Below are 24,713 nucleotides of genomic sequence, written 5' to 3'. Positions count from 1 at the left end.
TAATGACTGTCACTACTCCGTTTTGAGTAAATTTTTTGATTTTTTTTACAAATTACGATAAACTATAGGAGTATGAGAAAAAAAATTCGCCCAGCTTTTATAGTTATTATATTTGCTGCTTTTATAGGACTCTTGATTCTCAATCGTCCCCGATTCGAAGAACATCCTGTAAAAACTAAACAAAATCCAGTTCAAATAGAAACACAAGCTCTACATAACTTGGATAAGCCTATCATCGATATCTCTGGTTGGCAGAGACCATCAGAGATCAACTATGATGTTTTATCTCAAAACATCTCTGGTGCTATTGTTCGCGTTCATTATGGAGGTCAAGTTTCTGAAGAAAATGACGCTGCCTATAAAAACGGAATCGATAAGGTCTATAAGGAGCATATCACTGAGTTTCAAAAACGAAATATTCCAGTAGCTGTTTATGCTTATGTTGCTGGAAAAAACGTAGAAGAAATGGAAAAAGCTGCTGAATCGTTTTATAATTCAGCTTCACCGTACAACCCTAGCTACTATTGGTTAGATGTCGAAGAAAAAACCATGTCAGATATGAACCAAGGAGTTGAGGCATTCCGTGCTAAGTTAGAATCACTTGGTGCTAAAAATATTGGTATATACATTGGTGTGTACTTCATGAAAGAACATAGCATCAGTACAGATAAGTTTTCTGCTATTTGGATTCCATCCTATGGACTTGACTCAGGTTACTTTGAAAGTTCACCCAATACAGACCTTGACTATGATCTTCATCAATATACATCAAAAGGGAAACTAGTTGGATTTGAACACCATCTAGACTTAAATCTTATTTCTTTATCAAAAGATAAGGAAGAAACCTTTAGAAAGCTATTCTTAAAACCTTAATTTCATTCAGCAAGCAAGATTTTCCTTCGGCTTGCTTTTTTTATTTCTCTTACTTTGTGATATAATACTAGAAGAGAATTTTAGAGAATAGATACGGAGAGAGTTTATGTTATCATGGATTTCAAAAATCATTAAAGGGATTGTTATCGCGCTTGGTTTTATTTTACCAGGTATTTCTGGTGGTGTTTTAGCGGCTATTTTAGGGATCTACGAAAGAATGATTCGTTTCCTTGCTCACCCATTTAAAAATCTAAAAGAGGATATCCTTTATTTCTTACCTGTTGCTATTGGTATGTTGCTGGGAATTGGACTTTTTTCTTACCCAATTGAGTACCTCCTTGAGCATTATCAGGTTTATGTTTTATGGAGTTTTGCTGGTGCCATTATTGGAACAGTTCCTAGTCTTGTAAAGGAAGCAACTCAAGATTCGGAAAGAGATAAAATCGATCTTATCTGGTTTTGGGTAACCTTTATTGTATCTGGATTTGGGCTTTACGCTTTAAACTTTGTTGTTGGTACACTCAGCGCAAGCTTTACTAGTTTCATCTTGGCTGGTGCTTTACTGGCTTTAGGTGTCTTAGTTCCAGGTTTAAGTCCCTCAAATCTACTTTTGATTTTGGGTCTTTATACTCCTATGTTAACTGGATTTAAGACTTTTGATTTATTTGGAACCTTCCTTCCTATAGGAATAGGAGCGCTTGCTACTCTTGTCATTTTTTCTAAATTTATGGATTACGCTCTTCGAGTTTACCACTCTCGAGTTTATCACTTCATCATTGCAATCGTCCTTTCAAGTACTCTCTTGATATTGATTCCTAATGCAGGCAGCGCTGAAAGTATCAACTACAGTGGTTTATCTCTTGTGTCTTATGTCATCATTGCCTTCTTCTTTGCCCTTGGCATTTGGCTAGGTATTTGGATGAGTCAGTTGGAGGATAAATACAAATAATGGCTAAGAAAGTTAAAGTAAAAAAAACCTTAGTTGAACAAATTTTGACTAAGGCAGGTATTGAACATCAAGGTATTCAAATCAATGCTTTAGAGGGAGAACTTCCTTCTGATTACGAGAGGAATCATATCTTTAAAACCTTAGCTCTTTTAGGAGATAAGACCGGTCCAGTTATAGGAATTGTTCCCATTACTGAGCATCTTTCTGAAAAGAAATTAGCAAAAATTTCTGGGAATAAAAAAGTTTCCATGATCCCACAAAAGGATTTGGAAAAAACAACTGGATATATCCACGGTGCTAATAATCCTGTTGGCATTCGTCAAAAACATAACTATCCTATCTATATCGATGAAACTGCTTTAGAATTAGAAAAAATGATTGTCTCAGCTGGTGAAGTCGGGCACAGTATTATCATCTCTCCAAAAGATTTGGCAAATTTTGTAAAAGCGAGCTTTGTAGATATCTTGGAGGAAAATAACTCATGAAACTTTACTTTGTCCGCCATGGTCGAACAGTCTGGAATCTAGAAGGTCGTTTTCAAGGGGCTGGCGGAGATTCACCACTTCTTCCTGAGTCCATTGATACCTTAAAGGAACTCGGCCAATATCTGAAAGATATTCCATTTGACAAAATCTATTCAAGTGATTTACCAAGAGCTTTAAAATCGGCCGAAATCATCCAAAGTCAACTGATACATCTTTGTCCTTTAGAAAGTGTTCCTGAACTCAGAGAATGGCATCTAGGCAAGTTAGAGGGCTTAAAAATTGCTACTTTAAATGCTATCTATCCCCAACAAATTCAAGCTTTTAAAACTAACTTAGCCAAGTTTGATACTAGTATGTTTGAAGCTGAATCACTCTACAGCACAACTCAGCGTACGATTCAATTTATCAAATCTTTAAAAGATTCTAAGGCTGAACATATTTTACTTGTCGGTCACGGAGCCAACCTCACTGCAAGTCTTCGCACATTGATTGGCTATAAGGAAGCTCTGCTTCGTAAAGATGGAGGCTTAGCCAATGCTAGTCTGACGATTATAGAAACAGATGACTTTGAAACATTTACTCTAAAGACTTGGAATGATACTTCTTATCAGAAAAATAATTGAACTTGATATAAATAGTCAAGTTCTTTTTAGTTTTTATAGAATATCCGTGAATTTCTTGACTATTTATGATAAAATGGAGTATCGTGAAAAATTGATTTATTATTTCAAAATTGATTAAATTAGGAGGAACTCATGTCAACAGAACATATGGAAGAATTGAATGACCAGCAGATCGTTCGCCGCGAAAAAATGGCAGCTCTTCGTGAACAAGGAATTGATCCTTTCGGGAAACGTTTTGAACGTACTGCTAACTCTCAAGAACTAAAAGATAAATTTGCTGACCTTGATAAAGAACAGTTGCACGAACTAAACCAAACTGCTACTATCGCTGGACGTTTGGTGACAAAACGTGGTAAAGGGAAGGTTGGTTTTGCTCACCTTCAAGACCGTGAAGGTCAAATTCAAATCTACGTTCGTAAAGATGCTGTCGGTGAAGAAAACTACGAAATCTTTAAAAAGGCTGACCTAGGAGACTTCCTTGGTGTCGAAGGTGAAGTCATGCGTACCGATATGGGAGAACTCTCTATCAAGGCTACACACATCACTCACTTGTCTAAAGCTCTTCGTCCACTTCCTGAAAAATTCCACGGTCTAACTGACGTTGAAACCATCTATCGTAAACGTTACCTTGATTTGATTTCTAACCGCGAAAGCTTTGAACGTTTTGTCACTCGTTCAAAAATCATCTCTGAAATCCGTCGTTACCTTGACCAAAAAGGTTTCCTAGAAGTTGAAACACCTGTTCTTCACAATGAAGCTGGAGGTGCTGCTGCTCGTCCATTCATCACACACCACAATGCTCAAAACATTGACATGGTGCTTCGTATCGCGACAGAGCTTCACTTGAAACGTCTGATTGTCGGTGGTATGGAACGTGTCTATGAAATTGGACGTATCTTCCGTAACGAAGGAATGGATGCTACACACAACCCTGAGTTCACTTCTATCGAAGTTTACCAAGCTTATGCTGACTTCCAAGACATCATGGACTTAACTGAAGGTATTATCCAACACGTTGCTAAAGCTGTCAAAGGCGATGGCCCAGTTATTTATCAAGGTACTGAAATCAAGATCAACGAACCATTCAAACGTGTTCATATGGTTGATGCTATCAAGGAAATTACAGGAGTTGATTTCTGGAAAGATATGACTTTCGAAGAAGCTAAAGCTATCGCTGCTGACAAGAAAGTTCCAGTTGAAAAACATTACACAGAAGTTGGTCACATCATCAATGCCTTCTTTGAAGAATTTGTCGAAGAAACCTTGATTCAACCAACCTTTGTCTATGGTCACCCAGTAGCTGTATCTCCACTCGCTAAGAAAAATCCTGAAGATGAGCGCTTCACTGACCGTTTCGAGCTCTTCATCATGACTAAAGAATACGGAAATGCTTTCACTGAGCTTAACGACCCAATCGACCAGCTTAGCCGTTTCGAAGCCCAAGCTAAAGCCAAAGAACTTGGTGACGACGAAGCGACTGGCATTGACTACGACTACATCGAAGCCCTTGAATACGGTATGCCGCCAACAGGTGGTTTGGGAATCGGTATCGACCGTCTCTGCATGCTACTCACTGATACTACTACTATCCGTGATGTACTTCTTTTCCCAACTATGAAATAAAAACTAAACTCCTAGATGATTTCTAGGAGTTTTTTTGTAGTTAAAAAGACAACCTTATCAAAGAGGTTGTCTTTTGTGTTTGAATTAGAATAATCCAAGAACAGTTCCATCGCTTTCAACATCCATGTTGAGAGCGGCAGGACGTTTTGGAAGTCCAGGCATAGTCATAACATCACCAGTTAAGGCAACGATGAAGCCTGCACCAAGTTTTGGTACTAATTCACGAATAGTAATTTCAAAGTTTTCAGGTGCACCAAGAGCGTTAGGATTATCTGAGAAGCTGTACTGAGTCTTAGCCATACAGATTGGCAGTTTATCCCAACCATTTTGAACGATTTGAGCGATTTGAGTTTGAGCTTTCTTCTCGAAGTTTACTTTGCTACCACGGTAGATTTCAGTAACAATTTTTTCAATTTTTTCCTGAACAGAAAGATTGTTATCGTAAAGACGAGTATAGTTAGCCGGATTTTCAGCAATCGTTTTGACCACAGTTTCAGCAAGTGCTACTCCACCATCTGCACCATTAGCCCATACGCTAGCCAATTCAACTGGAACATCAATTGAAGCACAGAGTTCTTTCAAGGCTGCAATTTCAGATTCTGTATCAGATACAAATTCGTTGATAGCAACTACTGCTGGAATACCGAACTTACGGATATTTTCTACGTGGCGTTTCAAGTTAGCAAATCCTGCACGAACTGCTTCTACATTTTCTTCTGTCAGAGCATCCTTAGCAACTCCACCATTCATCTTAAGAGCACGCAGGGTTGCAACAATAACTACTGCATCTGGTGAAGTTGGCAAGTTTGGAGTTTTAATATCAAGGAATTTCTCAGCTCCAAGATCGGCACCAAAACCAGCTTCTGTTACTGTATAATCTGCTAGACGTAGAGCAGTTTTAGTTGCTAAAACTGAGTTACATCCGTGAGCAATATTGGCAAATGGACCACCATGTACAAAGGCAGGTGTTCCATAGATTGTTTGCACCAAGTTTGGTTTGATAGCATCTTTCAAAATCAATGCCAAGGCACCTTCAACCTGTAAATCACCAACCGAAACAGGTGTGCGATCATAACGGTAGCCAATGACGATATTCGCTAAACGACGTTTCAAATCTTCAATATCAGTTGCCAAGCAAAGGATAGCCATAATCTCTGAAGCAACAGTGATGTCAAATCCATCTTCACGTGGGATACCATTAAGTGGACCACCAAGACCAACAGTTACGTGACGAAGAGCACGGTCGTTCAAGTCAACAACACGTTTCCAGAGAATACGACGTTGATCGATTCCTAGCTCATTTCCTTGGTGCAAGTGATTGTCAATCAAGGCAGAGAGAGCATTGTTTGCAGTTGTGATTGCGTGCATATCACCAGTAAAGTGAAGGTTGATATCTTCCATTGGTAACACTTGAGCATAACCACCACCAGCTGCACCTCCTTTGATCCCCATTACAGGACCAAGAGAAGGTTCGCGAATAGCAATCATTGTTTTCTTACCAATCTTATTCAAAGCGTCGGCAAGACCAATTGTAATAGTTGACTTCCCTTCACCTGCTGGCGTTGGGTTGATGGCTGTCACCAAAATCAACTTACCAACTGGATTACTTTCAACTTCATGAATCTTATCAAAGCTGAGTTTAGCCTTGTATTTTCCGAATAATTCCAAATCATCGTAAGAAATACCTAGTTTTTCTACGATATCAACGATTGGTTTTAACTCAATACTCTGTGCAATTTCAATATCTGTTTTCATAAAAAACTCCTCTAGCCTCTAATGTGTTAATTCATTATATCATAAAACAAGATTTTTTACAGTCATTATGATTAGTAACGTTCGTGAATATCGCTAAATAACAGACTTTCTTTATCTCTATTTAAATTTTTATATGCCTTTATAGATTTTAACTATTATAAAATTTTTCTAATTTAGAAAATAGTTGTCAATTTCGTCTAAGTTATGCAAAATTTGATTATCAGAGATTTCTAAGTTTTCAGCTAATTCAATTGAATACTCAAAGCGAAGACGGGTATTAAGGGATAAATCAAATGAATAATCCTGTAATCGTCCTAGTTTATGATATTTATTTATAATATCATTAAAAATAATCTTGTATTTATCATCTAAGTTTTTGATATGGCTATCTAAGTTTTCCCTGTAATTTTGAATTAATTTCTGTTCCCTGTCACTTAGAAACCCTTTGCCTATTTCCCAAATTATTGAAGTAGCTATTGAACCAACTACAGAACCTAGAACAGGTATTGGGATCATAATCTGACCAACACAAGCTCCAATTGCAGCAAAAGAAGAATCTATTACATTTAATGTCAAAAGATTCATAAGTTCATCTTGAGTTATTTCAGAAGATCTGAATCTCAAAATGACATCTATCATCCCATAAGTAGCCATTACTAAAGCACTTGCATTTGGAGCGCTAATACCAAAAATATTAGTTAATCCGTAAATTGAATATCCTGTTATCGCTCCACATGCAACTCCTTGTAATGAATTCAATCCACAATCTAACCAATCTGATTGTTCGAATTCAAAAATACTTTTTCCTTCTTTACATTTTCCATACACACTTGACAACAGAGCTAAACCACCTTGCAAAAAAGCTGCGTTTCTTGCAACCTTAGTAGCTTCTTTTAAATTTGGTAATGCATGTTTTTGCGCTACTAATCGTTTTTTATTTAATTCTTGTTGTTTAAGTCTAACTGTTTTACGAATATTCTTTTCTTCAGAATCTAAAAGAGAGTTAATTGAATTTTTTTGAGCATCATCATAATTTAAAACAGATGATTTCATCCAAGATTTATATGAAGTAAGTCCCTTGCTTTTAGTAATATCATTAATCATTTGTCGTATATCCGTAATTTGTTTAACAGACAATCTTTTACCATTAAATTCAACTTCTTTGGCGCCAGTCATAATTTTTTCGTATACTAACACGTGATCTTTTGGAAACATCATTTTCATTTTTTCACTGTAATGAAATGATTGAGCTAGTTCATCACGTAAATTATTATAAAACTTCATTTGAATGGTATTTCTGCCAATTAATAAATCGGCTGGCCCATTATCATTCAATACTTTTACAATAGGATTTAATCCTTCAATAGCTCTTCTTGCATTTACAATTCCTGCTTCTGCAAATTCAGCTATAAACCCGTGACCACCGTAGTCTCCCCCACGCTTCTTTAGAATAACGTCTTCAATATTGTCTTTAGTATAGTTTAATATTTTTGAAGCATTGTCATTGTTTAAGACGACTTTGCGTGCTTCATCCTCTATTATCTTCATAGCAATTTGTAAGTCTTGAATTCTAAGATTATTTAGACAATTTACATATGCTCCTATACCTTGATAGAATGCCCTATTAGCAACTTGAACCATCATTTACTTTAATTTCCTTATTGATCATTTCAGTCAGAGAAAGGGTTGAATTTACCAAACTACCTGCTTGATATTTTTCTTCTTCGGTAAATATGCTATAGTCCATCCCAATTAATGACAAATTAGCTAAATAAATTCCTTCAGTTTGTTTTTCAATTAAATTAATCAATTCACTAATTTCTATTATAGATTTTTCAGTTTGTCTAATTAATAACTCAATTTTCTTTTGTTCATCAAGCGCTTCTTTAGCTACTTCTTCGTTTTTTTTATTAGCAAAAACACCTGCTCCGACAGACGCCGTTAACATTAATCCTGCAATTCCCCAACCAACAGGTCCTGCCATAGCTAGAAAGGCATTACCAGCAGCAACACCGCCTCCACCTGCAGCTATACTTCCTCCACCTAACCAAGCTAATGCCGCACTATTTGCTGCTGCACCTGTCAAACTAGAAATTGCAGTTCCTGTCGATGCGACACCAAAAGTAGTTGCGACTCCCATTGCCGCAGTAGGACCTAAAGTTGCAACTGTCACCCCTAAAGCACTTAAAGAAGCTGTTGCTGCTGTACTACCGCTGGCTAATTCTGCTTCTTTTATAGCTTGAGTAATAGCCAGTTGCTTATCTTCGAAATTCTGTATTTCAACAATTATCTCTTCTAATTTTGTTTCAAATTCTTTCGGTTTATTTGCTAACTTACTAATTCTCTCTTCAACGATTTTTACAACTTTAATGGCTTTACCTCTAGTTTGATAAAGTTCAGTCGATTTATGCGTTAGTTCTGTGGCCTTCTCATTATATGTTTGAATAGATTCATGATAGTTCGCAACAGCTTCCGACCTTAATTTGTCATTAAAAAGATCTATTGAATCAATTTGTGATTTTGCTTCAGTTGCAACTTTACCAGCTTGATTAATTGTGTCTGATGTAACCTCACTTACTTGTTGAAAAGCATCTTTCGCTACTATTGTAGCTTGACCTGAAACATCTGAAACAACATTTCCGATCTTATTAGATACATCTCCTATTACTTTTACAGAATCTGATAATAACTCTCCTGTAACTTTCCCAGTACTATCTATAGCTTTACCAGCTTCATTAAGTACCGCCCCGGTTGTCTTACTAGCATCATCAATTACTTTACTAGCTTCTTTAACAATATTATCTGCAAATTTAAAAAAGTCCATAACGGCTTCTCCTCTTCAAATACAACTAGAATAATTATCTTATATATTAAGTTAATTGTCAATAATAATATAGTTATAATTTTTAATTGTATTATATCGCTTTCATTTTACTTACTGCTCATTTTTTTGTACAATAGTTCTATGAAAATTTTAGTTACTTCTGGTGGTACTTGTGAAGCAATTGATAGAGTTCGTTCTATTACCAATCACTCTTCTGGTCGACTAGGTAAACTTATCACTGAAACCCTGCTAGAGGCTGGACACCAGGTTTGTTTAATTACAACCTCCCAAGCGGTTAAACCAAGCCCTCATCAAAGCTTAACCATCATTGAAATAAAAAATACAGCTGATTTGCTACAAACTATGAAAGACAAAATAATGGACTATCAGATTTTAATTCATTCCATGGCTGTATCCGACTACACTCCTATATATATGGCTGGTTTTGACGAGGTTCAGGCTAGTCAAGATCTAACAGAGTTTTTAGATAGGAAGAATCAGGAAACAAAAATCTCATCCAAAGATGACGTACAGGTGCTTTTTCTCAAGAAAAATCCTAAGATTATATCTCTTGTGAAAGAATGGAATCCCAACATTCATCTAATTGGTTTTAAATTATTAGTTGATGTCAGTCGGGAACATCTGATACAAATTGCTCGTGAAAGTCTTGAAAAGAACCAAGCTGATTTAATTGTCGCTAACGATCTTACTCAGATTAACGGTGAGCAACATAAGGCATACTTAGTTGAGAAAAATAGTTTTCAAACTGCTACTAGTAAACAGGAAATTGCTGATTTACTCCTCGATAGAATCCTGAAATTGAATACTTAGAAAGGAATCATATGGCTAATATTACAATCGCTATTACTGGATCTATTGCCGCATATAAGGCTGCTGATTTAGTTAGCAACTTGAAGAAACAGGGATATTCTGTGACTGTTCTCATGACTCAGGCTGCGACAGCATTTATTCAGCCCTTGACCCTTCAAGTCTTATCTCAAAATATTGTGCATCTAGATGTTATGCAGGAACCTTATCCTGACAAAGTCAATCATATAGAGCTTGGTAAGGAAACAGATTTATTTATCGTAGTTCCTGCAACGGCTAATACAATCGCTAAACTAGCTCATGGCCTAGCTGACAACATGGTGACTACTACTGCTCTTGCATTGCCACATTTTGTACCAAAATTAATAGCACCAGCTATGAACACAAAGATGTATGAGCATCCTGCAACCCAAGCTAATCTAAAAACCTTAGAAAATTACGGCTATACTATTATTTCTCCCAAAGATTCTTTACTCGCATGCGGAGATACAGGTCGTGGTGCTCTCGCTGATCTTGAAACTATTATACAAGAAATAAAGGATAAACTTCATGAACAAACGCTCTAATATTGCTCCAATCGCCATCTTTTTTGCCATTATGATTGTTATTCATTTACTGAGCTCAATTTTATTTAATGTGCTACCTTTTCCAATCAAACCAACCATCGTTCACATTCCAGTAATCATTGCAAGTATTATCTATGGACCTAGAATTGGCGCAACCTTAGGTTTCTTGATGGGAATGCTTAGCTTGACGGTTAATACACTCACTATCCTACCAACAAGCTATCTCTTCTCACCATTTGTACCAAATGGTAACTTTTATTCAGTTGTGATTGCAATTGTTCCTCGTGTCTTAATCGGTTTGACACCCTATTTCGTCTATAAACTACTAAAGGGAAGAGCTGGACTCATCTTTGCAGGTGCACTTGGCTCACTGACAAATACAGTATTTGTTTTAGGTGGTATCTTCTTTCTCTTTGGTAATGTTTTTGATGGAAATATTCAAAAACTCTTAGCGACTGTTATCTCAACAAATTCAATCGCAGAATTAATTATCTCAGCCCTCTTAACCCTCATCATTGTTCCGAGACTTGAAAAGATTAAACAATAAAAACTGTATCTTTTGATACAGTTTTTTTCTTTCTATTACTGGGCTAAACGAGCTTCTTCTAAAATCTTCTCAATTTTTGTGGTCAATAAATCAATTGCCACAGTATTGGTCACCCCTTCAGGTATTACAATGTCAGCATAGCGTTTAGTGGGTTCGATAAACTGGTGATACATAGGTTTGACAACACCAAGGTACTGATCAATAACGCTATCCAAACTACGACCACGTTCTTCCATATCTCGTTTAATACGACGGATGATACGAACATCATCATCAGTGTCCACAAAAATCTTGATATCCATCAAATCACGAAGACGTTTGTCTTCCAAAACCAAAATTCCTTCTACAATAAAGACGTCTTGAGGTTCTTGACGGTAAGTTTTTGAACTACGAGTATGTTCAGTATAGTCATAAGTTGGGATGTCAACTGGTCTTCCTGCTAACAATTCCTTGATTTGCTCAATCATTAAATCAGTATCAAAAGCAAAAGGATGATCATAGTTTGTTTTGATTCGTTCTTCGAAGGTTAAATGAGATTGATCTTTATAGTAGGAATCATGTTCAATCATGGCTATTTTCTCATTTGGAAAATGCGACAAGATTGCTCTAGAAACGCTGGTTTTTCCTCCACCAGATCCCCCTGTTACTCCGATAATGATTGGTCTGTTTTGCATAGTTGCCTCCGTATTTTTCCTTTGTCTATTTTACCATATTTTTATAAAATTTTACAGATGGACTTTCTAAATTAGGCCATAAAAAAACCTTGTAGTTTCGTTCTACAAGGTTTTAGTGATTTTAATCAAAGTTAACGTATTCTTTAGAAAGTTCAAGAACTTCTTCCATTGTTGAACATTCAGTAAGAGCACGGTTAGCGTATTCTTGCATCTTAGCTGTGTCCAATTTCTTCATCAAGCTACGTGTACGAAGCACTGAAGTAGCTGACATTGAGAACTCATCCAATCCCATTCCGACAAGGAGTGGAACCGCAGTTTGGTCGCCGGCCATTTCACCACACATACCAGCCCATTTACCTTCAGCGTGAGCTGCCTTGATCACGTTGTTAATCAAGCGAAGGATTGATGGGTTATATGGTTGGTAAAGGTATGAGACTTGTTCGTTCATACGGTCAGCAGCCATTGTGTATTGGATCAAGTCGTTTGTACCAATTGAGAAGAAATCAACTTCTTTAGCAAATTGGTCAGCAAGCATCGCTGCAGCAGGGATTTCAATCATGATACCAACTTGGATATCATCTGCAACTGCAATACCTTCAGCAACCAATTTTGCTTTTTCTTCTTCAAGAATAGCTTTCGCAGTACGGAATTCTTTCAACAAAGCAACCATTGGGAACATGATACGCAATTTACCGTGAACAGATGCACGAAGCAAGGCACGCAATTGTGTACGGAACATTTGATTACCAGTTTCAGAGATTGAGATACGCAAAGCACGGTAACCCAAGAATGGGTTCATTTCTTTAGGAAGATCAAAGTAAGGAAGTTCTTTATCCCCACCGATATCCATTGTACGAACGACAACAGGTTTACCGTTCATACCTTCAAGAACTGCTTTGTAAGCTTCATATTGGTCGTCTTCAGTTGGGAAGTCTTGAGAATCCATGTACAAGAATTCAGTACGGTAGAGACCAACTGCTTCTGCACCGTTCTCGTTCACACCTTCAACATCTTTAGGGGTACCAATGTTAGCAGCCAACTCGAAGTGTTTGCCATCTGCAGTAACTGTTTTAGCATCTTTCAAAAGAGCCCATTCAGCTTTTTGTTTCGCATAAGCTTCACCAGCTGCTTTGAATTCTGCAATTTGTTCTTCACTTGGATTGATGATTACTTCACCAGTGATTCCAGATACAGCCAAAACATCACCATCTTTTACAAGTTCTGTAATGTTGTTTGTACCAAGAACTGCTGCGATTTCAAGTGTACGAGCCATGATAGCTGAGTGGCTTGTACGTCCACCGATATTCGTAACAAAAGCTTTTACAAAGTTTTTGTCTAATTGAGCAGTGTCAGATGGAGTCAAGTCGTGTGCAATGACAATTACTTCTTCATTAATAGAAGCTGGATTTGGCAATTTCTTACCAAGAAGATTTGCCAACACACGTTTGGTTACGTCGCGGATATCCGCAGCACGTTCCTGCATGTATGGATTATCTTCCATCCCCTCAAAGATCGTAATAAACATGTCTGTTACTTCTTTAAGACCTGCTTCTGCATTTACTTTTTTAGCACGAATTGTTTCTTTAATCTGACCAATCAATTCAGGGTCAGCAAGAACCATCAAGTGAGCGTCAAATACTTGTGCCGCTTCTTCACCAAGCGTACCTACAGCCTTCTCGCGGATAAGAGAAAGCTCGTTTTGAGAAGCTTCAAGAGCAACATCCAAACGAGCCTCTTCAGCATTTGTATCTTCGACTGTAATAGTCTCGAATGATAAATCCGGTTGAACGAGTAGATATGCTTTAGCAACTGCAACACCATCAGATGCTGCGATTCCTTTAAGCATTTCTGTCATATTCTTATGCCAATCCTTCTTTTTCCATTGTTTCTGAGATAGCAGCGATAGCATCGTCAGCGTCTGCACCTTCAGCAGTGATTGTAACATCAGCACCTTGACCTACACCAAGGCTCATAACACCCATGATAGATTTAAGGTTAACTGATTTACCTTTGTACTCAAGAGTAACATCTGAAGCAAATTTGCTAGCAGTTTGTACCAACAATGTTGCTGGACGTGCGTGAATACCTGTTTCTGCCACTACGTGGAAATCTTTAGAAGCCATAATTTGACTCTCCTTTAATTGTTTTCTTTTTGAGTTATATCTGATAACCCTTACAATTTGGTATTATATCACCTTCTGGGATTTTTTTCAAGTATTTTATGGGATTTCTTCTTTTTCCTTTCAGATAACTTGCTGAAAATCTTCTATTTTATGTATCAAAATACATCATGTAGTTTTTTATATTTTTATCATTTTGAAAACGCTGTTATTTATGGGTTTTATTTTTTGCAATCACTATATATTGTGTTCGGTCGTCACTCATCGAAAAAAAATCTACAATATTTAGTTTTTCTTCGTTGACAAAGATTTTTTTTCTGATATACTTAAGAAGTGATTAAATTTTGAAAGAGGAGTTAACGAATGGTAACCGTTTATTCTAAAAATAATTGTGTTCAATGTAAAATGACCAAACGATTCTTAGACAGTAACAACATCGCGTATCGCGAAATCAATCTTGACGAACAACCTGAATTTATTGAACAAGTTAAAGAGCTCGGCTTTAGTGCTGCTCCTATCATTCAAACACCAACTGAAGTTTTCTCTGGCTTCCAACCAGCAAAACTCAAAAAACTTGCTTAACAATCAGGACTCAAAGCTTCTATGTCAATCTTAGAAGCCTTTCTTTTGTAATGAATTAAAGGAAATTTTATGGGATTAAAACAACTTGAGGATGTAACTTACTTCCGTCTAAACAATGAAATTAACCGTCCAGTTAACGGTCAAATTATGCTTCATAAAGATAAAGAAGCCTTGGATGCTTTCTTTAAAGAAAATGTTGTACCAAATTCTATGGTTTTTGATTCTATCACTGATAAAATCGATTACCTTATTAAACAAGACTATATCGAAACAGCGTTTATCAAAAAATATCGTCCAGAATTCTTAGAAGAGCTTTATCAATTTATTAAAGATCAAAACTTCCAATTCAAGTCTTTCATGGCAGCATACAAGTTTTACAATCAATATGCCTTGAAAACGAATGATGGCGAATACTATCTTGAAAGCATGGAAGACCGTGTCTTCTTTAACGCTCTTTACTTTGCTGATGGAGATGAAGCTATCGCGATTGATATCGCAAATGAAATCATCCACCAACGCTACCAACCTGCTACACCATCTTTCCTAAATGCAGGTCGTGCACGTCGTGGTGAATTGGTGTCCTGTTTCTTGATTCAAGTAACAGATGATATGAACTCTATCGGACGTTCTATCAACTCAGCTCTTCAACTTTCACGTATCGGTGGTGGTGTCGGGATTTCCCTCAGCAACCTTCGTGAAGCTGGAGCCCCTATCAAAGGATATGAAGGTGCTGCTTCTGGTGTCGTTCCAGTTATGAAGCTTTTCGAAGATAGCTTCTCTTACTCTAACCAATTGGGTCAACGTCAAGGTGCTGGGGTTGTTTACCTCAACGTCTTCCACCCAGACATTATCGCCTTCCTTTCAACTAAGAAAGAAAATGCCGATGAAAAAGTTCGTGTGAAGACTCTCTCACTTGGTGTTGTGGTACCAGATAAATTCTACGAATTAGCACGTAAAAATGAAGAAATGTATCTCTTCAGTCCTTATTCTGTTGAAAAAGAGTATGGCGTTCCTTTCAACTATATTGATATCACTGAAAAATACGATGAGTTGGTTGCAAATCCAAACATCCGTAAGACAAAAATCAAAGCTCGTGATTTGGAAACTGAAATTTCTAAATTGCAACAAGAATCTGGCTATCCGTATGTAGTCAATATCGATACTGCTAACCGTGCAAATCCTGTTGATGGAAAGATTATCATGAGTAACTTGTGTTCAGAAATTCTTCAAGTCCAAGAACCAAGTCTTATCAACGATGCGCAAGAATTTGTTCAAATGGGTACTGACGTTTCATGTAACCTTGGTTCAACAAACGTGGTCAACATGATGACTTCACCTGACTTTGGTCGCTCAATCCGTGCTATGGTGCGTGCTTTGACCTTCGTTACTGATAGTTCTCACATCGTAGCTGTTCCTACTATCGACCACGGAAACAGCCAAGCTCATACATTCGGACTTGGAGCTATGGGACTTCACAGCTACCTTGCCCAACAATTGATCGAATACGGATCACCTGAGTCTGTTGAGTTCACTAGCATCTACTTCATGCTCATGAACTACTGGACCCTCGTAGAATCAAACAACATCGCGCGTGAACGTGGCGTTACCTTCCACAACTTTGAAAAATCTGACTATGCCAACGGCACTTACTTTGATAAGTATGTGACTGGAGAGTTTGTTCCAACATCAGAGCGTGTCAAAGAACTCTTTAAAGACATCTTCATCCCTAGTGCAGAAGATTGGGCTGAACTTCGTGATAAAGTACAAGCAGATGGTCTTTACCACCAAAACCGTCTTGCTGTGGCACCAAATGGTTCTATCAGCTACATCAATGACGTATCTGCTTCTATCCACCCAATTACTCAACGTATTGAAGAACGCCAAGAGAAAAAAATCGGTAAGATTTACTACCCTGCTGCAGGATTGTCAACTGAAACCATCCCTTACTACACTTCTGCATACGATATGGATATGCGTAAAGTTATCGATGTCTATGCTGCTGCTACTGAGCACGTAGACCAAGGGCTTTCACTGACTCTTTTCATGCGTAGTGATATCCCAACAGGTCTTTACGAATGGAAGAAAGAAAACAAACAAACAACACGTGACTTATCTATCCTTCGTAACTACGCCTTTAACAAGGGCATCAAGTCGATCTACTACGTTCGTACCTATACAGATGACGGCGGTGAAGTTGGTGCTAACCAATGTGAAAGCTGTGTGATTTAAGGACTAACTTATAACATCTATACTAAGATTAGGTAACAACAAAAAGTCGGTACTCCGACTTTTTGTGCGGTAGCTCAATCTTAAAGTGATACACTATTCATCCTTATTTTAATTATTAAGATAAAAAGAAAGAGATTTGTAATGGAAACTTACTACAAAGCCATTAACTGGAATGCCATCGAAGATGTCATTGATAAATCAACATGGGAAAAACTAACAGAGCAATTTTGGTTGGATACACGTATTCCCTTATCTAATGACTTAGATGACTGGAGAAAGTTATCAAATAAAGAAAAAGACTTAGTAGGAAAAGTCTTTGGTGGTTTGACACTTTTGGATACCATGCAGTCTGAAACTGGGGTAAATGCTCTCCGTGCAGATATTCGTACTCCTCACGAAGAAGCTGTTTTTAACAACATTCAATTTATGGAATCTGTCCATGCTAAATCTTATTCTTCTATTTTCTCAACCTTGAACACCAAGTCTGAGATTGAAGAAATCTTTGAATGGACTGATACAAACCCATATCTTCAGAAAAAGGCACAAATCATCAATGAGATTTACCTTAACGGAACACCACTTGAAAAGAAAGTAGCTAGTGTATTCCTTGAAACCTTCCTCTTCTACTCTGGTTTCTTTACTCCACTCTACTATCTAGGAAATAACAAGTTGGCTAACGTTGCTGAAATCATCAAACTCATCATTCGTGACGAGTCAGTTCACGGAACCTACATTGGTTATAAATTCCAACTTGGATTCAATGAGTTACCTGAAGAAGAGCAAGAAAAATTAAAAGAATGGATGTACGACCTTCTTTACACGCTTTATGAAAATGAAGAAGGTTATACAGAAAGCCTTTATGACGGTGTTGGGTGGACTGAAGAAGTCAAGACTTTCCTTCGCTACAATGCCAATAAAGCTCTTATGAATCTAGGTCAAGATCCTCTCTTCCCTGACTCAGCTGATGATGTAAACCCAATTGTTATGAATGGAATTTCAACTGGTACATCCAACCACGACTTCTTCTCTCAAGTTGGTAATGGATATCTACTTGGTGAAGTTGAAGCGATGCAGGACGACGATTACAACTACGGATTAGACTAAATAAAAAAACAAAAAACATCTGCGTTAAAAACAAACACAGATGTTTTTGTTTTTGTTTATTTTTGTTCTTTATGTTGATTAGATGTTTAAAATATGATAAAATAATATTAGATATGGGGGTGATTCAATGCTAAAACAAGAAAAACTTGATATGATTTTAGAAATTGTCAATACCAAAGGTACAATCACTGTTAAAGAGATAATGAATCGTTTAGATATCTCAGATATGACTGCTCGGCGTTATCTTCAGGAACTAGCTGACAAGGATCTACTTGTTCGAGTTCATGGAGGTGCCGAAAAGCTTCGTTCTGGTTCTTTTTTGGCAAATGAACGCTCTAACGTCGAAAAACAAGGTTTACAAATCGCCGAGAAACAAGAAATTGCTCGCTTTGCTGGCCATTTAGTTGAAGAAAGAGAAACCATCTTTATCGGTCCTGGGACTACTCTCGAATTCTTTGCTCGCGAACTTCCAATTGATAATATTCGCGTCGTAACAAATAGTCTTCCAGTTTTCATTATCTTGAATGAACGAAAATTGACTGATTTAATTTTAATTGGTGGGAATTATCGAGAAATCACCGGAGCCTTTGTCGGAACCTTAACGCTCCAGAATATTGATAGTCTTCAATTTTCTAAAGCTTTTGTTAGTTGTAATGGAATTAAGGATCAAGCTATTGCTACTTTTAGCGAAGATGAAGGCGAAGTTCAAAAACTAGCATTAAAAAATGCCAACAAAAAAATTCTCTTAGCTGACCATAGTAAGTTTGATAAGTTCGATTTTTTCACTTTCTATAACATTGCTGATATTGATACGATTATTTCAGATTCCAAACTGAGTCAAGAAACCCTAAAAGCTTTGTCCAAACAAACAAATATTATTCAATCGACACCTTAAAAAGTCTCACCAATGGTGAGACTTTTTTTATTTTTGTAATGATATCAAAGTGGAGTTTACACACGTTCAGTCCATGAAGTTGCTGTTGTTTTAAGAACTTTGTTGAGTTCATCAATGTTCTCAAAACCAGTTGTACGAAGCCATTCGCGAGCTGCTGCTTCTCCGTCTTTGATGTATGCTTCAACTGAACCTGCCCATGTTGCACGTCCGCAAAGAACACCGTTAAAGTTTGCACCTGATTCGTGGGCAAATACAAGAGTTTCTTGGAAAAGCTTAGCAGACACACCTGCACTCAAGTAGATATATGGCAAGTTAGTAGCCTCGTCTTGAGCTTTGAAGAAGGCTGCTGCTTCTTCACGTGTATGAACGATTTCACCATCGCCAAATCCTTCAACGTATTTCACGTTAACTGGAACTTCCACTTTCAAGACATCGATGTTAAAGCGTGGATCTGAGAAGACCTTCATAGCACCGATAACCTTGCGTGGTTTTACTTTAGCGTATTCGGCAGAACCTGCGTCCGCAATCTTTTCATCGTAAGCCAAGATTTCAAGGAAGAATGGAATGTCTTCAGCTACACACTCAGAACCAATACGTTCAATGTAGGCTTGTTTTTGTTGGTTAAGTTCGTCAGAGCTATCTACGTCATAGTAAAGCAAGAACTTAACAGCATCTGCACCTTGTTCCTTAATACGTTTTGCAGACCAAACGTCCAAGCAGTCTGGCAAGCGTTTTGTACTTGTTGTATCGTATCCTGTTTTTTCATAAGCAAGGAGAAGACCTGCATTTGGATCAAGAGCTTTTGTAGCTGGAAGTCCGTACTCAGGGTCAAGTAGCATTGATGAAGCATATTTAGTCAACTCATCTGCCACTAATACTTTAAGTTCTTCCATTTGAGCTACTGTTGGCTCTTCTGTTTGGTATTGAGCCATAAGGCGTTTCAAAGCACCACGTTGGTCAAAAGCAAGGGCTGAGATGATACCATTCTCATCTGAGAGTTTTTGCAAGCAAGCGCGTTTATTTTCTGTTAAAACCATTTTATACCTCTTTTACAATTAATTGGTCATATAGACCTTGATAGTTAGCCATATTGACATGACCGGTCATTTTTTCTTGAGCATTAAGCATACCAAGGACATTAGCCTTAGTCAAGAGTTCTTGATCAGATTCTTTATGAAAAAGACCTGAAGAAATCCCTGCTACTGTAGAATCACCCGAACCAACTGGGTTTACAACTTGGATTCTTGGAATATCTACTTTATAGAATGTATCACCGTGTTTTGCAAAGGCACCATTAGCGCCTAATGAAACGATAATCCACTCGATTCCATCAAATAATGGTTCTTGAAGAACTTCTTTTAGCTCATCCAAGTCTTTAGAAATTTCTCTTCCTAAAAGTTGAGACAACTCTTCATTATTTGGTTTGATAACTGTTGGTTTATGTGGAGATTCAAGAACAGCCTGAAGAGCTGCGCCTGAACAGTCCAAAACAACAGGTTTCCCTGCTTGATTAGCAAGTTCAACCAAACTAGCATAGTAATCAACTGAGAGTCCAGCTGGAAGGCTTCCTGAAATAGCAACTACTTCAATACTTTCCAAAAGATCTTTGAAGTGATGAAGAAAATCTAGGCCTTCTTTTTCTTGAACCTCAGGCCCTTTCTCAAGAATTTCAGTTTGATTCTCTCCATGTAGAATTGCGATACAGTTGCGTGTTTCTCCTTGGATCGAGAAGAAACGTTTACTTACTTTATCATCAATATTTTCTACTAGAAATTCACCAAGTTTCCCACCAACAAGTCCAGTCGCAACTACTGAGTCTCCAAATTCTGATAGAACCCGTGTAACATTTAAACCTTTACCACCAGCCGTTTTTGTAACATCTACAACACGGTTGACAGTGTCAATTTTCAACTCATCCAAAGGATATGAAATATCAATGGAGGGGTTCATAGTGACTGTTAGAATCATAAGTCACCTCTTAGTCGTGGTATTCACCACGATCCCATTTTTCAAGGAATTCTGTAAAGAAATTGGCATCCGTTTGATGATCGTTATGTGTTTCTACGTGTTGGATTTTAGCGATCAACTTTTTGTTTTCTTCAGATGGTTTGTATTCAGCATTGATGAAAGCTTCAATGATATCACACATGAGCAATTCACCAGTGATTTTACCACCAAATCCGATAACGTTAGCATTCAATTGTTCTTTTGCGTAAAGCGCTGTTGTCATATCACGTACCAAAGCAGAACGAACACCAGGAACTTTGTTAACAGCGTTATTGATACCTACACCAGTACCACAAATACATACACCAAGATCAGCTTGGCCACTAACTACTGCTTCACCAACTTTTTTACCAAAAATAGGATAGTGTGTACGAGCGTGGTCATAAGTACCAAAGTCGATGACTTCATGTCCTTTTGATTTCAAAAATTCTGAAACCGCCATTTTTTCATTTGTTACGATGTGGTCACATCCAATTGCAATTCTCATTTTATCTTACCTTTCATTCATTAGCACATTTTGTTCAACATGTCGACACGGATTTGGTGACGACCTCCGTCGTACTTACCATTTACAAAGCCTTTAGCAATGTTTTTAGCCAATTCGTCCCCAACAAGTTGAGCTCCCATCGTAATCATACGTGAGTTGTTGTGACCTCGAGTCATGTAAGCTGAACGTTCGTCAGAAACTTCTGCAGCAACCATTCCTTTAATCTTAGTCGCTACCATAAATGGACCTGCACCATAAGCATCGATTACAATACCAAGGTTTTGTTCTTCTTTCTTGACTTCTTCAGCAACTGCAAGAGTTACATCAACGAAGTCTTGACCATCTGCTGTGACATCCACAACGTGGAAGTTTTCTTTTTCCAAGAAGTCTTTTACAACCTCTTTCAATCTTAAACCTGCAGCATCTGCACCAATAACAATAGACATATTGTATACTCCTTTTTTTATTATAGACTAGTAAAAATTTTTGAATTCAGTTAAAATCACCTTTTCAAAAAATCACTAGTAGTTTTTTTGACACTATTTTGAATTAAAAATGAATACTTCTTTCATTCTTAAAGAGTTTTCTTCAGAGAAAAACCCAAACAATCAATTTGTTAAAACAAACACAAATTGTTCTTTATAAACATAATATACTACTATTGGTTGGAAAAGTCAACATTTTATGTTTGTTTTTGTTTATTTTTTATAAAATCTCAATATCAAATCCAAGGTGATCAATGTCGCCAGGTTTCAAAACTTTAACATCTTTCTTATCTTCCAGTCTATCCCCTTCTTCGAGCGAAGTAGATAGACCAGACCATGGTTCCAAAGCAATAAAAGGACCTTTATTAAGAGTTGACCATACGATTAGATTTGGAAACTCTTTAAAATGTAGTTTCAAACCTTTATCATGTTTTCGTGAACGCAAAGCTACTGTGCGAGATTCCAACTCATCTAATGTCACAGCATCGTAGCTAAAGAAGTCATAATTCAAGTCTATTTCTTTTTGATTATTTAACCAAGAACTTCTATCTTTGAAATCCAACATTCCTGTTTCTGGGAATGGTTTCGGAACTGTACATGTTTCTTGCTTTTCAAATTCCAGATAGTAATCTTCATATGCCTCGTCATTTAGTAAGGGACAGTTAAAACCAGGATGCCCACCGATAAAGTATGACATATTTTTTTCAGTTTCTTTATTATAGATTTTATACTGTGTACGTACAGTTTTACCTGACACTGTGTAAGTAATTTCTAAGCGAAAATGATAAGGGTAATTTGCATACATTTCCTCATCATCCTCAATAGCGAATGTAACAGAATTCTCTGTTTGGTTCACTAATTCAAATTCTTTTTTTCTTACTAAACCATGGCGTGGTATTTTTCCTTTTACTTGACTACCATCTTCTTGATCATATAGGACAGTATCATTTCTAACCGAGCCACAAATTGGGAATAATACAGGAGCTTGTCCACTCCAATAAGTTGGATCTCCCTGCCACAAATACTCTACACCATCTTTATCTTTTATAGAAGATAGCGCCCCTCCTAGAGACTGAAACTCTACTTGTAAATAATCTGATTTTAATTCAATCACTGCTTATACCTCCATTTTTCAAAAAAACTAGGCTGACTGCTCCATAGTGGAAACTGACAACCTAGTTTTTACAATTTACATTTTTAGGAGCAAATTATTTTGCGTTTGCTGCGTATTCTTCGTTACGTTTGATCATTTGTTTTCTGTACCATGCAAAGATACCAACGTAGAATACAAGGAATACTAATGCGCCAAGGATAGCTTTGATATCACCAGTTGTAGCGTTACCAATTGCCCAACCAAGAAGTTTTTCGATTGGTCCTTCAAGAGTTGAGTGAGTAATGAGTTGAGTTTGGCTCACACCTTCTGGGAAGGCACCTACACCTTTAGCAAGTTCTGTTGCGAATGGTGCGATAAGTGTACCAGAAAGAAGGAAGAGTGGCAACAAGAGTGTTCCGAAGATAATCATACGGAGCAATTTACCACGAGTAACTACCAAGAGAGCTGGAGTCACACCCATAGCGATGATACCAGCAAGTGGCAAGATACCATTTCCGACATTTGAAAGGAGCACTGCTTCAACCAACATGATTGGTGCAAGTACGTTCGCACAAGCCCAGATTTCAGCACGACCAGCGATAAATGGCCAGTCAAGACCGATGTTGAATTTACGTCCTTGAAGACGTTTAGTAGCAACGTTTGTAATACCTTGTGAAAGTGGTTCTACGGCTGCGATAAACCATGAACCGATGAGTGAGAATAGCTCCAAGCAGACACCGGCAATCAAACCAAGTGACAACCAACCTTTAATAACAAGTTCCCATTTTTCCGCACCTTCTACACCTGCAACTGGATGTGGAGTACCCATGATACCGATAACGATACCAAGGATGAAACCGATGAAGAATTTAGATCCCCAGAAACCGATTCTCTTATTCAATTTAGCAGCGTCAAAGTCATATTTATCAAGACCTGGGAAGAACTTATCAAAAATCTTATCCAAAACCATGATAACTGGGTTCATCATGTAGTTCATGTGAGTTGAAGTCATTGGTGATGAACTTGGTGCGTTAAGAAGGTCGTCGAATGTTGGTTTCATCAAGTCAGAGTTGATGATTTTAAGTACCCCTACAAGCACAACTGCTGCAGTCGCGATAAAGAGTGAAACTCCTTGGCTAACTCCATTGTTGTCAGCGTACCATTTGATCAAAAGACCTGTGATAGACAAGTGCCAGATATCGAAGATATCAACGTCAAGTGTATCAGTTTTCTTCATTGCAAGCATCACAGCGTTGACGATCAACATGATGAGCAAGAAGTAAAGTGTCCAGGCAGAACCCCAAGTGATTGTAGCAAGTGGTGCCCAACCAACGTCAGTGATGGTCAATTGAATACCAGTATTTTCAACGAATTTTGCAAGAGAAGCTGAGAAAGCTCCGTTAAGCATTCCGATGATAGCACCGATACCAGTAAGGGCGATGGCAAGTTTAATACCACCTTCAAGTGCTTTGGAGAATTTCACTCCAAATAGTAAAGCCAATACTGTCAAAATGATCAGCATGATGATTGGGCCACCCATATCCAAGATTGGCTTGAATACTTTATTGGCCAACTCAATAATGAAATCCATAATTTTTCCTCCCTTTATGATGTGTTATGGAATATTAACAAAATTATAATTAACTTAATCCGTGTTCTTTGATTGCTGCTTCAATATTGTCATAGACTGGAGCACTCATTGCTGGAATACGGAATAAGATAGGTCCAGCTTCAACAACTGGAATACCTGGATCAAAACCTAAATCAGTCGCAGCGATAGGTGTGAAGATATCATAACCTTTAATTAAGTCTTCATTGACATCTTTTACCATAACTGCGTCACACTGTACATCGTATCCACGACTTGAGAGCTCTTCTTCTAGAGCGCTTTTAATTTGGTGGCTTGAGTTAACACCTGCACCACATGCAGCAAGAATTTTAATCATTTGGATTTCCTCCGTTTT

The 24,713-nt window shown here is 37.5% G+C and carries 25 protein-coding genes; 12 read left to right on the top strand and 13 right to left on the bottom strand.

All coding sequences use genetic code 11. The features are described from left to right. Nucleotides 1-72: 72 nt before the first annotated feature. From KJR31_RS02290 to lysS, 5 genes are all read left to right on the top strand, one after another. Nucleotides 73-873: a glycoside hydrolase family 25 protein gene (locus KJR31_RS02290; protein WP_214261885.1), complete on the top strand. Its 801-nt coding sequence runs from the start codon at nt 73-75 to the stop codon at nt 871-873. 106 nt (nt 874-979) lie between these two features. Next, nucleotides 980-1,822 carry a DUF368 domain-containing protein gene (locus KJR31_RS02285; protein ID WP_214261884.1) on the top strand — a complete coding sequence of 281 codons (843 nt, stop codon included), beginning with the start codon at nt 980-982 and terminating at the stop codon, nt 1,820-1,822. Next, nucleotides 1,822-2,307, top strand: a complete 486-nt coding sequence (locus KJR31_RS02280; RefSeq protein ID WP_214261883.1) for an aminoacyl-tRNA deacylase — start codon at nt 1,822-1,824, stop codon at nt 2,305-2,307. Before KJR31_RS02285 ends, KJR31_RS02280 begins: the two co-directional genes overlap by 1 nt. Then, the gene (locus KJR31_RS02275) at nt 2,304-2,930 is read left to right on the top strand and encodes a histidine phosphatase family protein (protein WP_214261882.1); all 627 of its coding nucleotides are present in this window, start codon (nt 2,304-2,306) and stop codon (nt 2,928-2,930) included. Before KJR31_RS02280 ends, KJR31_RS02275 begins: the two co-directional genes overlap by 4 nt. Before the next feature lie 132 nt (nt 2,931-3,062). Beyond that, complete coding sequence (gene lysS / locus KJR31_RS02270; RefSeq protein ID WP_214261881.1) at nt 3,063-4,553, top strand: lysine--tRNA ligase; 1,491 nt, start codon at nt 3,063-3,065, stop codon at nt 4,551-4,553. 84 nt (nt 4,554-4,637) lie between these two features. On the opposite strand, the gene KJR31_RS02265 is transcribed toward lysS, so the two are convergent. From KJR31_RS02265 to KJR31_RS02255, 3 genes are all read right to left on the bottom strand, one after another. Beyond that, a complete protein-coding gene (locus KJR31_RS02265; RefSeq protein WP_214261880.1) occupies nt 4,638-6,308 on the bottom strand; it encodes a formate--tetrahydrofolate ligase in 1,671 nt (556 codons plus the stop codon). A gap of 168 nt (nt 6,309-6,476) precedes the next feature. Further along, nucleotides 6,477-7,952, bottom strand: a complete 1,476-nt coding sequence (locus KJR31_RS02260; RefSeq protein ID WP_214261879.1) for a hypothetical protein — start codon at nt 7,950-7,952, stop codon at nt 6,477-6,479. Next, a complete protein-coding gene (locus KJR31_RS02255) occupies nt 7,933-9,132 on the bottom strand; it encodes a hypothetical protein (RefSeq protein ID WP_214261878.1) in 1,200 nt (399 codons plus the stop codon). Before KJR31_RS02255 ends, KJR31_RS02260 begins: the two co-directional genes overlap by 20 nt. A gap of 141 nt (nt 9,133-9,273) precedes the next feature. Between KJR31_RS02255 and KJR31_RS02250 the strand changes: the two genes are divergently transcribed. The 3 genes from KJR31_RS02250 to KJR31_RS02240 are packed head-to-tail and all read left to right on the top strand — an operon-like array spanning nt 9,274 to nt 11,073. Further along, complete coding sequence (locus KJR31_RS02250) at nt 9,274-9,963, top strand: phosphopantothenate--cysteine ligase (RefSeq protein WP_214261877.1); 690 nt, start codon at nt 9,274-9,276, stop codon at nt 9,961-9,963. Nucleotides 9,964-9,974: 11 nt separating this feature from the next. Beyond that, nucleotides 9,975-10,526: a phosphopantothenoylcysteine decarboxylase gene (coaC, locus tag KJR31_RS02245; protein ID WP_214261876.1), complete on the top strand. Its 552-nt coding sequence runs from the start codon at nt 9,975-9,977 to the stop codon at nt 10,524-10,526. Further along, nucleotides 10,510-11,073, top strand: coding sequence for an ECF transporter S component (locus KJR31_RS02240; protein WP_214261875.1), 564 nt, complete (start codon nt 10,510-10,512; stop codon nt 11,071-11,073). The genes coaC and KJR31_RS02240 overlap by 17 nt, the downstream gene beginning before the upstream one ends. Before the next feature lie 35 nt (nt 11,074-11,108). Here KJR31_RS02240 and udk read toward each other — a convergent pair whose 3' ends face one another. The 3 genes from udk to KJR31_RS02225 form a co-directional block, all read right to left on the bottom strand. Next, nucleotides 11,109-11,747, bottom strand: a complete 639-nt coding sequence (gene udk, locus KJR31_RS02235; protein WP_214261874.1) for a uridine kinase — start codon at nt 11,745-11,747, stop codon at nt 11,109-11,111. A 121-nt stretch (nt 11,748-11,868) separates the two neighbouring features. Next, on the bottom strand, nt 11,869-13,602 hold the full coding sequence (gene ptsP / locus KJR31_RS02230) for a phosphoenolpyruvate--protein phosphotransferase (protein ID WP_214261873.1): 1,734 nt from the start codon (nt 13,600-13,602) through the stop codon (nt 11,869-11,871). Nucleotides 13,603-13,606: 4 nt separating this feature from the next. Next, nucleotides 13,607-13,870: a phosphocarrier protein HPr gene (locus KJR31_RS02225; protein WP_214261872.1), complete on the bottom strand. Its 264-nt coding sequence runs from the start codon at nt 13,868-13,870 to the stop codon at nt 13,607-13,609. A gap of 360 nt (nt 13,871-14,230) precedes the next feature. Here KJR31_RS02225 and nrdH point away from each other — a divergent pair, with 360 nt between their 5' ends. From nrdH to KJR31_RS02205, 4 genes are all read left to right on the top strand, one after another. Further along, nucleotides 14,231-14,449, top strand: coding sequence for a glutaredoxin-like protein NrdH (nrdH, locus tag KJR31_RS02220; protein ID WP_006145603.1), 219 nt, complete (start codon nt 14,231-14,233; stop codon nt 14,447-14,449). 69 nt (nt 14,450-14,518) lie between these two features. Next, nucleotides 14,519-16,678 carry a class 1b ribonucleoside-diphosphate reductase subunit alpha gene (gene nrdE / locus KJR31_RS02215; protein ID WP_214261871.1) on the top strand — a complete coding sequence of 720 codons (2,160 nt, stop codon included), beginning with the start codon at nt 14,519-14,521 and terminating at the stop codon, nt 16,676-16,678. Nucleotides 16,679-16,819: 141 nt separating this feature from the next. Next, on the top strand, nt 16,820-17,782 hold the full coding sequence (gene nrdF, locus KJR31_RS02210; RefSeq protein ID WP_214261870.1) for a class 1b ribonucleoside-diphosphate reductase subunit beta: 963 nt from the start codon (nt 16,820-16,822) through the stop codon (nt 17,780-17,782). 127 nt (nt 17,783-17,909) lie between these two features. Beyond that, nucleotides 17,910-18,677: a DeoR/GlpR family DNA-binding transcription regulator gene (locus KJR31_RS02205; RefSeq protein ID WP_214261869.1), complete on the top strand. Its 768-nt coding sequence runs from the start codon at nt 17,910-17,912 to the stop codon at nt 18,675-18,677. A gap of 56 nt (nt 18,678-18,733) precedes the next feature. Here the strand turns inward: KJR31_RS02205 and lacD are convergent, their stop codons facing one another. From lacD to KJR31_RS02170, 7 genes are all read right to left on the bottom strand, one after another. Further along, entirely contained in the window at nt 18,734-19,714 is a 981-nt protein-coding gene (gene lacD, locus KJR31_RS02200; RefSeq protein ID WP_214261868.1) for a tagatose-bisphosphate aldolase, read from the bottom strand. Between the two features lies 1 nt (nt 19,715). Further along, entirely contained in the window at nt 19,716-20,645 is a 930-nt protein-coding gene (locus KJR31_RS02195) for a tagatose-6-phosphate kinase (protein ID WP_214261867.1), read from the bottom strand. Between the two features lie 10 nt (nt 20,646-20,655). Continuing rightward, the gene (gene lacB, locus KJR31_RS02190; RefSeq protein ID WP_001216925.1) at nt 20,656-21,171 is read right to left on the bottom strand and encodes a galactose-6-phosphate isomerase subunit LacB; all 516 of its coding nucleotides are present in this window, start codon (nt 21,169-21,171) and stop codon (nt 20,656-20,658) included. 20 nt (nt 21,172-21,191) lie between these two features. Further along, nucleotides 21,192-21,617 (bottom strand): galactose-6-phosphate isomerase subunit LacA, encoded by a 426-nt coding sequence (gene lacA, locus KJR31_RS02185; RefSeq protein ID WP_214261866.1) that lies wholly within the window; start codon nt 21,615-21,617, stop codon nt 21,192-21,194. 259 nt (nt 21,618-21,876) lie between these two features. Continuing rightward, nucleotides 21,877-22,770, bottom strand: a complete 894-nt coding sequence (locus KJR31_RS02180) for an aldose 1-epimerase family protein (protein WP_214261865.1) — start codon at nt 22,768-22,770, stop codon at nt 21,877-21,879. Nucleotides 22,771-22,864: 94 nt separating this feature from the next. Beyond that, nucleotides 22,865-24,340: a PTS galactitol transporter subunit IIC gene (locus KJR31_RS02175; RefSeq protein WP_214261864.1), complete on the bottom strand. Its 1,476-nt coding sequence runs from the start codon at nt 24,338-24,340 to the stop codon at nt 22,865-22,867. A gap of 49 nt (nt 24,341-24,389) precedes the next feature. Further along, nucleotides 24,390-24,695 (bottom strand): PTS sugar transporter subunit IIB, encoded by a 306-nt coding sequence (locus tag KJR31_RS02170; protein WP_006151856.1) that lies wholly within the window; start codon nt 24,693-24,695, stop codon nt 24,390-24,392. Between the last annotated feature and the right edge of the window lie 18 nt (nt 24,696-24,713).

This window comes from Streptococcus infantis, assembly GCF_018499575.1.
Classification (GTDB): domain Bacteria; phylum Bacillota; class Bacilli; order Lactobacillales; family Streptococcaceae; genus Streptococcus; species Streptococcus infantis_K.
The sequence above is the reverse complement of the archived record's forward strand: the minus strand, read 5'-3'. Positions and strand labels throughout refer to the sequence as shown.

Coding starts and splice junctions, on each gene's coding strand:
- KJR31_RS02290 (WP_214261885.1), top strand. CDS start 73: ATGAGAAAAAAAATTCGCCCAGCTTTTATAGTTATTATATTTGCTGCT.
- KJR31_RS02285 (WP_214261884.1), top strand. CDS start 980: ATGTTATCATGGATTTCAAAAATCATTAAAGGGATTGTTATCGCGCTT.
- KJR31_RS02280 (WP_214261883.1), top strand. CDS start 1,822: ATGGCTAAGAAAGTTAAAGTAAAAAAAACCTTAGTTGAACAAATTTTG.
- KJR31_RS02275 (WP_214261882.1), top strand. CDS start 2,304: ATGAAACTTTACTTTGTCCGCCATGGTCGAACAGTCTGGAATCTAGAA.
- lysS (WP_214261881.1), top strand. CDS start 3,063: ATGTCAACAGAACATATGGAAGAATTGAATGACCAGCAGATCGTTCGC.
- KJR31_RS02265 (WP_214261880.1), bottom strand. CDS start 6,308: ATGAAAACAGATATTGAAATTGCACAGAGTATTGAGTTAAAACCAATC.
- KJR31_RS02260 (WP_214261879.1), bottom strand. CDS start 7,952: ATGATGGTTCAAGTTGCTAATAGGGCATTCTATCAAGGTATAGGAGCA.
- KJR31_RS02255 (WP_214261878.1), bottom strand. CDS start 9,132: ATGGACTTTTTTAAATTTGCAGATAATATTGTTAAAGAAGCTAGTAAA.
- KJR31_RS02250 (WP_214261877.1), top strand. CDS start 9,274: ATGAAAATTTTAGTTACTTCTGGTGGTACTTGTGAAGCAATTGATAGA.
- coaC (WP_214261876.1), top strand. CDS start 9,975: ATGGCTAATATTACAATCGCTATTACTGGATCTATTGCCGCATATAAG.
- KJR31_RS02240 (WP_214261875.1), top strand. CDS start 10,510: ATGAACAAACGCTCTAATATTGCTCCAATCGCCATCTTTTTTGCCATT.
- udk (WP_214261874.1), bottom strand. CDS start 11,747: ATGCAAAACAGACCAATCATTATCGGAGTAACAGGGGGATCTGGTGGA.
- ptsP (WP_214261873.1), bottom strand. CDS start 13,602: ATGACAGAAATGCTTAAAGGAATCGCAGCATCTGATGGTGTTGCAGTT.
- KJR31_RS02225 (WP_214261872.1), bottom strand. CDS start 13,870: ATGGCTTCTAAAGATTTCCACGTAGTGGCAGAAACAGGTATTCACGCA.
- nrdH (WP_006145603.1), top strand. CDS start 14,231: ATGGTAACCGTTTATTCTAAAAATAATTGTGTTCAATGTAAAATGACC.
- nrdE (WP_214261871.1), top strand. CDS start 14,519: ATGGGATTAAAACAACTTGAGGATGTAACTTACTTCCGTCTAAACAAT.
- nrdF (WP_214261870.1), top strand. CDS start 16,820: ATGGAAACTTACTACAAAGCCATTAACTGGAATGCCATCGAAGATGTC.
- KJR31_RS02205 (WP_214261869.1), top strand. CDS start 17,910: ATGCTAAAACAAGAAAAACTTGATATGATTTTAGAAATTGTCAATACC.
- lacD (WP_214261868.1), bottom strand. CDS start 19,714: ATGGTTTTAACAGAAAATAAACGCGCTTGCTTGCAAAAACTCTCAGAT.
- KJR31_RS02195 (WP_214261867.1), bottom strand. CDS start 20,645: ATGATTCTAACAGTCACTATGAACCCCTCCATTGATATTTCATATCCT.
- lacB (WP_001216925.1), bottom strand. CDS start 21,171: ATGAGAATTGCAATTGGATGTGACCACATCGTAACAAATGAAAAAATG.
- lacA (WP_214261866.1), bottom strand. CDS start 21,617: ATGTCTATTGTTATTGGTGCAGATGCTGCAGGTTTAAGATTGAAAGAG.
- KJR31_RS02175 (WP_214261864.1), bottom strand. CDS start 24,340: ATGGATTTCATTATTGAGTTGGCCAATAAAGTATTCAAGCCAATCTTG.
- KJR31_RS02170 (WP_006151856.1), bottom strand. CDS start 24,695: ATGATTAAAATTCTTGCTGCATGTGGTGCAGGTGTTAACTCAAGCCAC.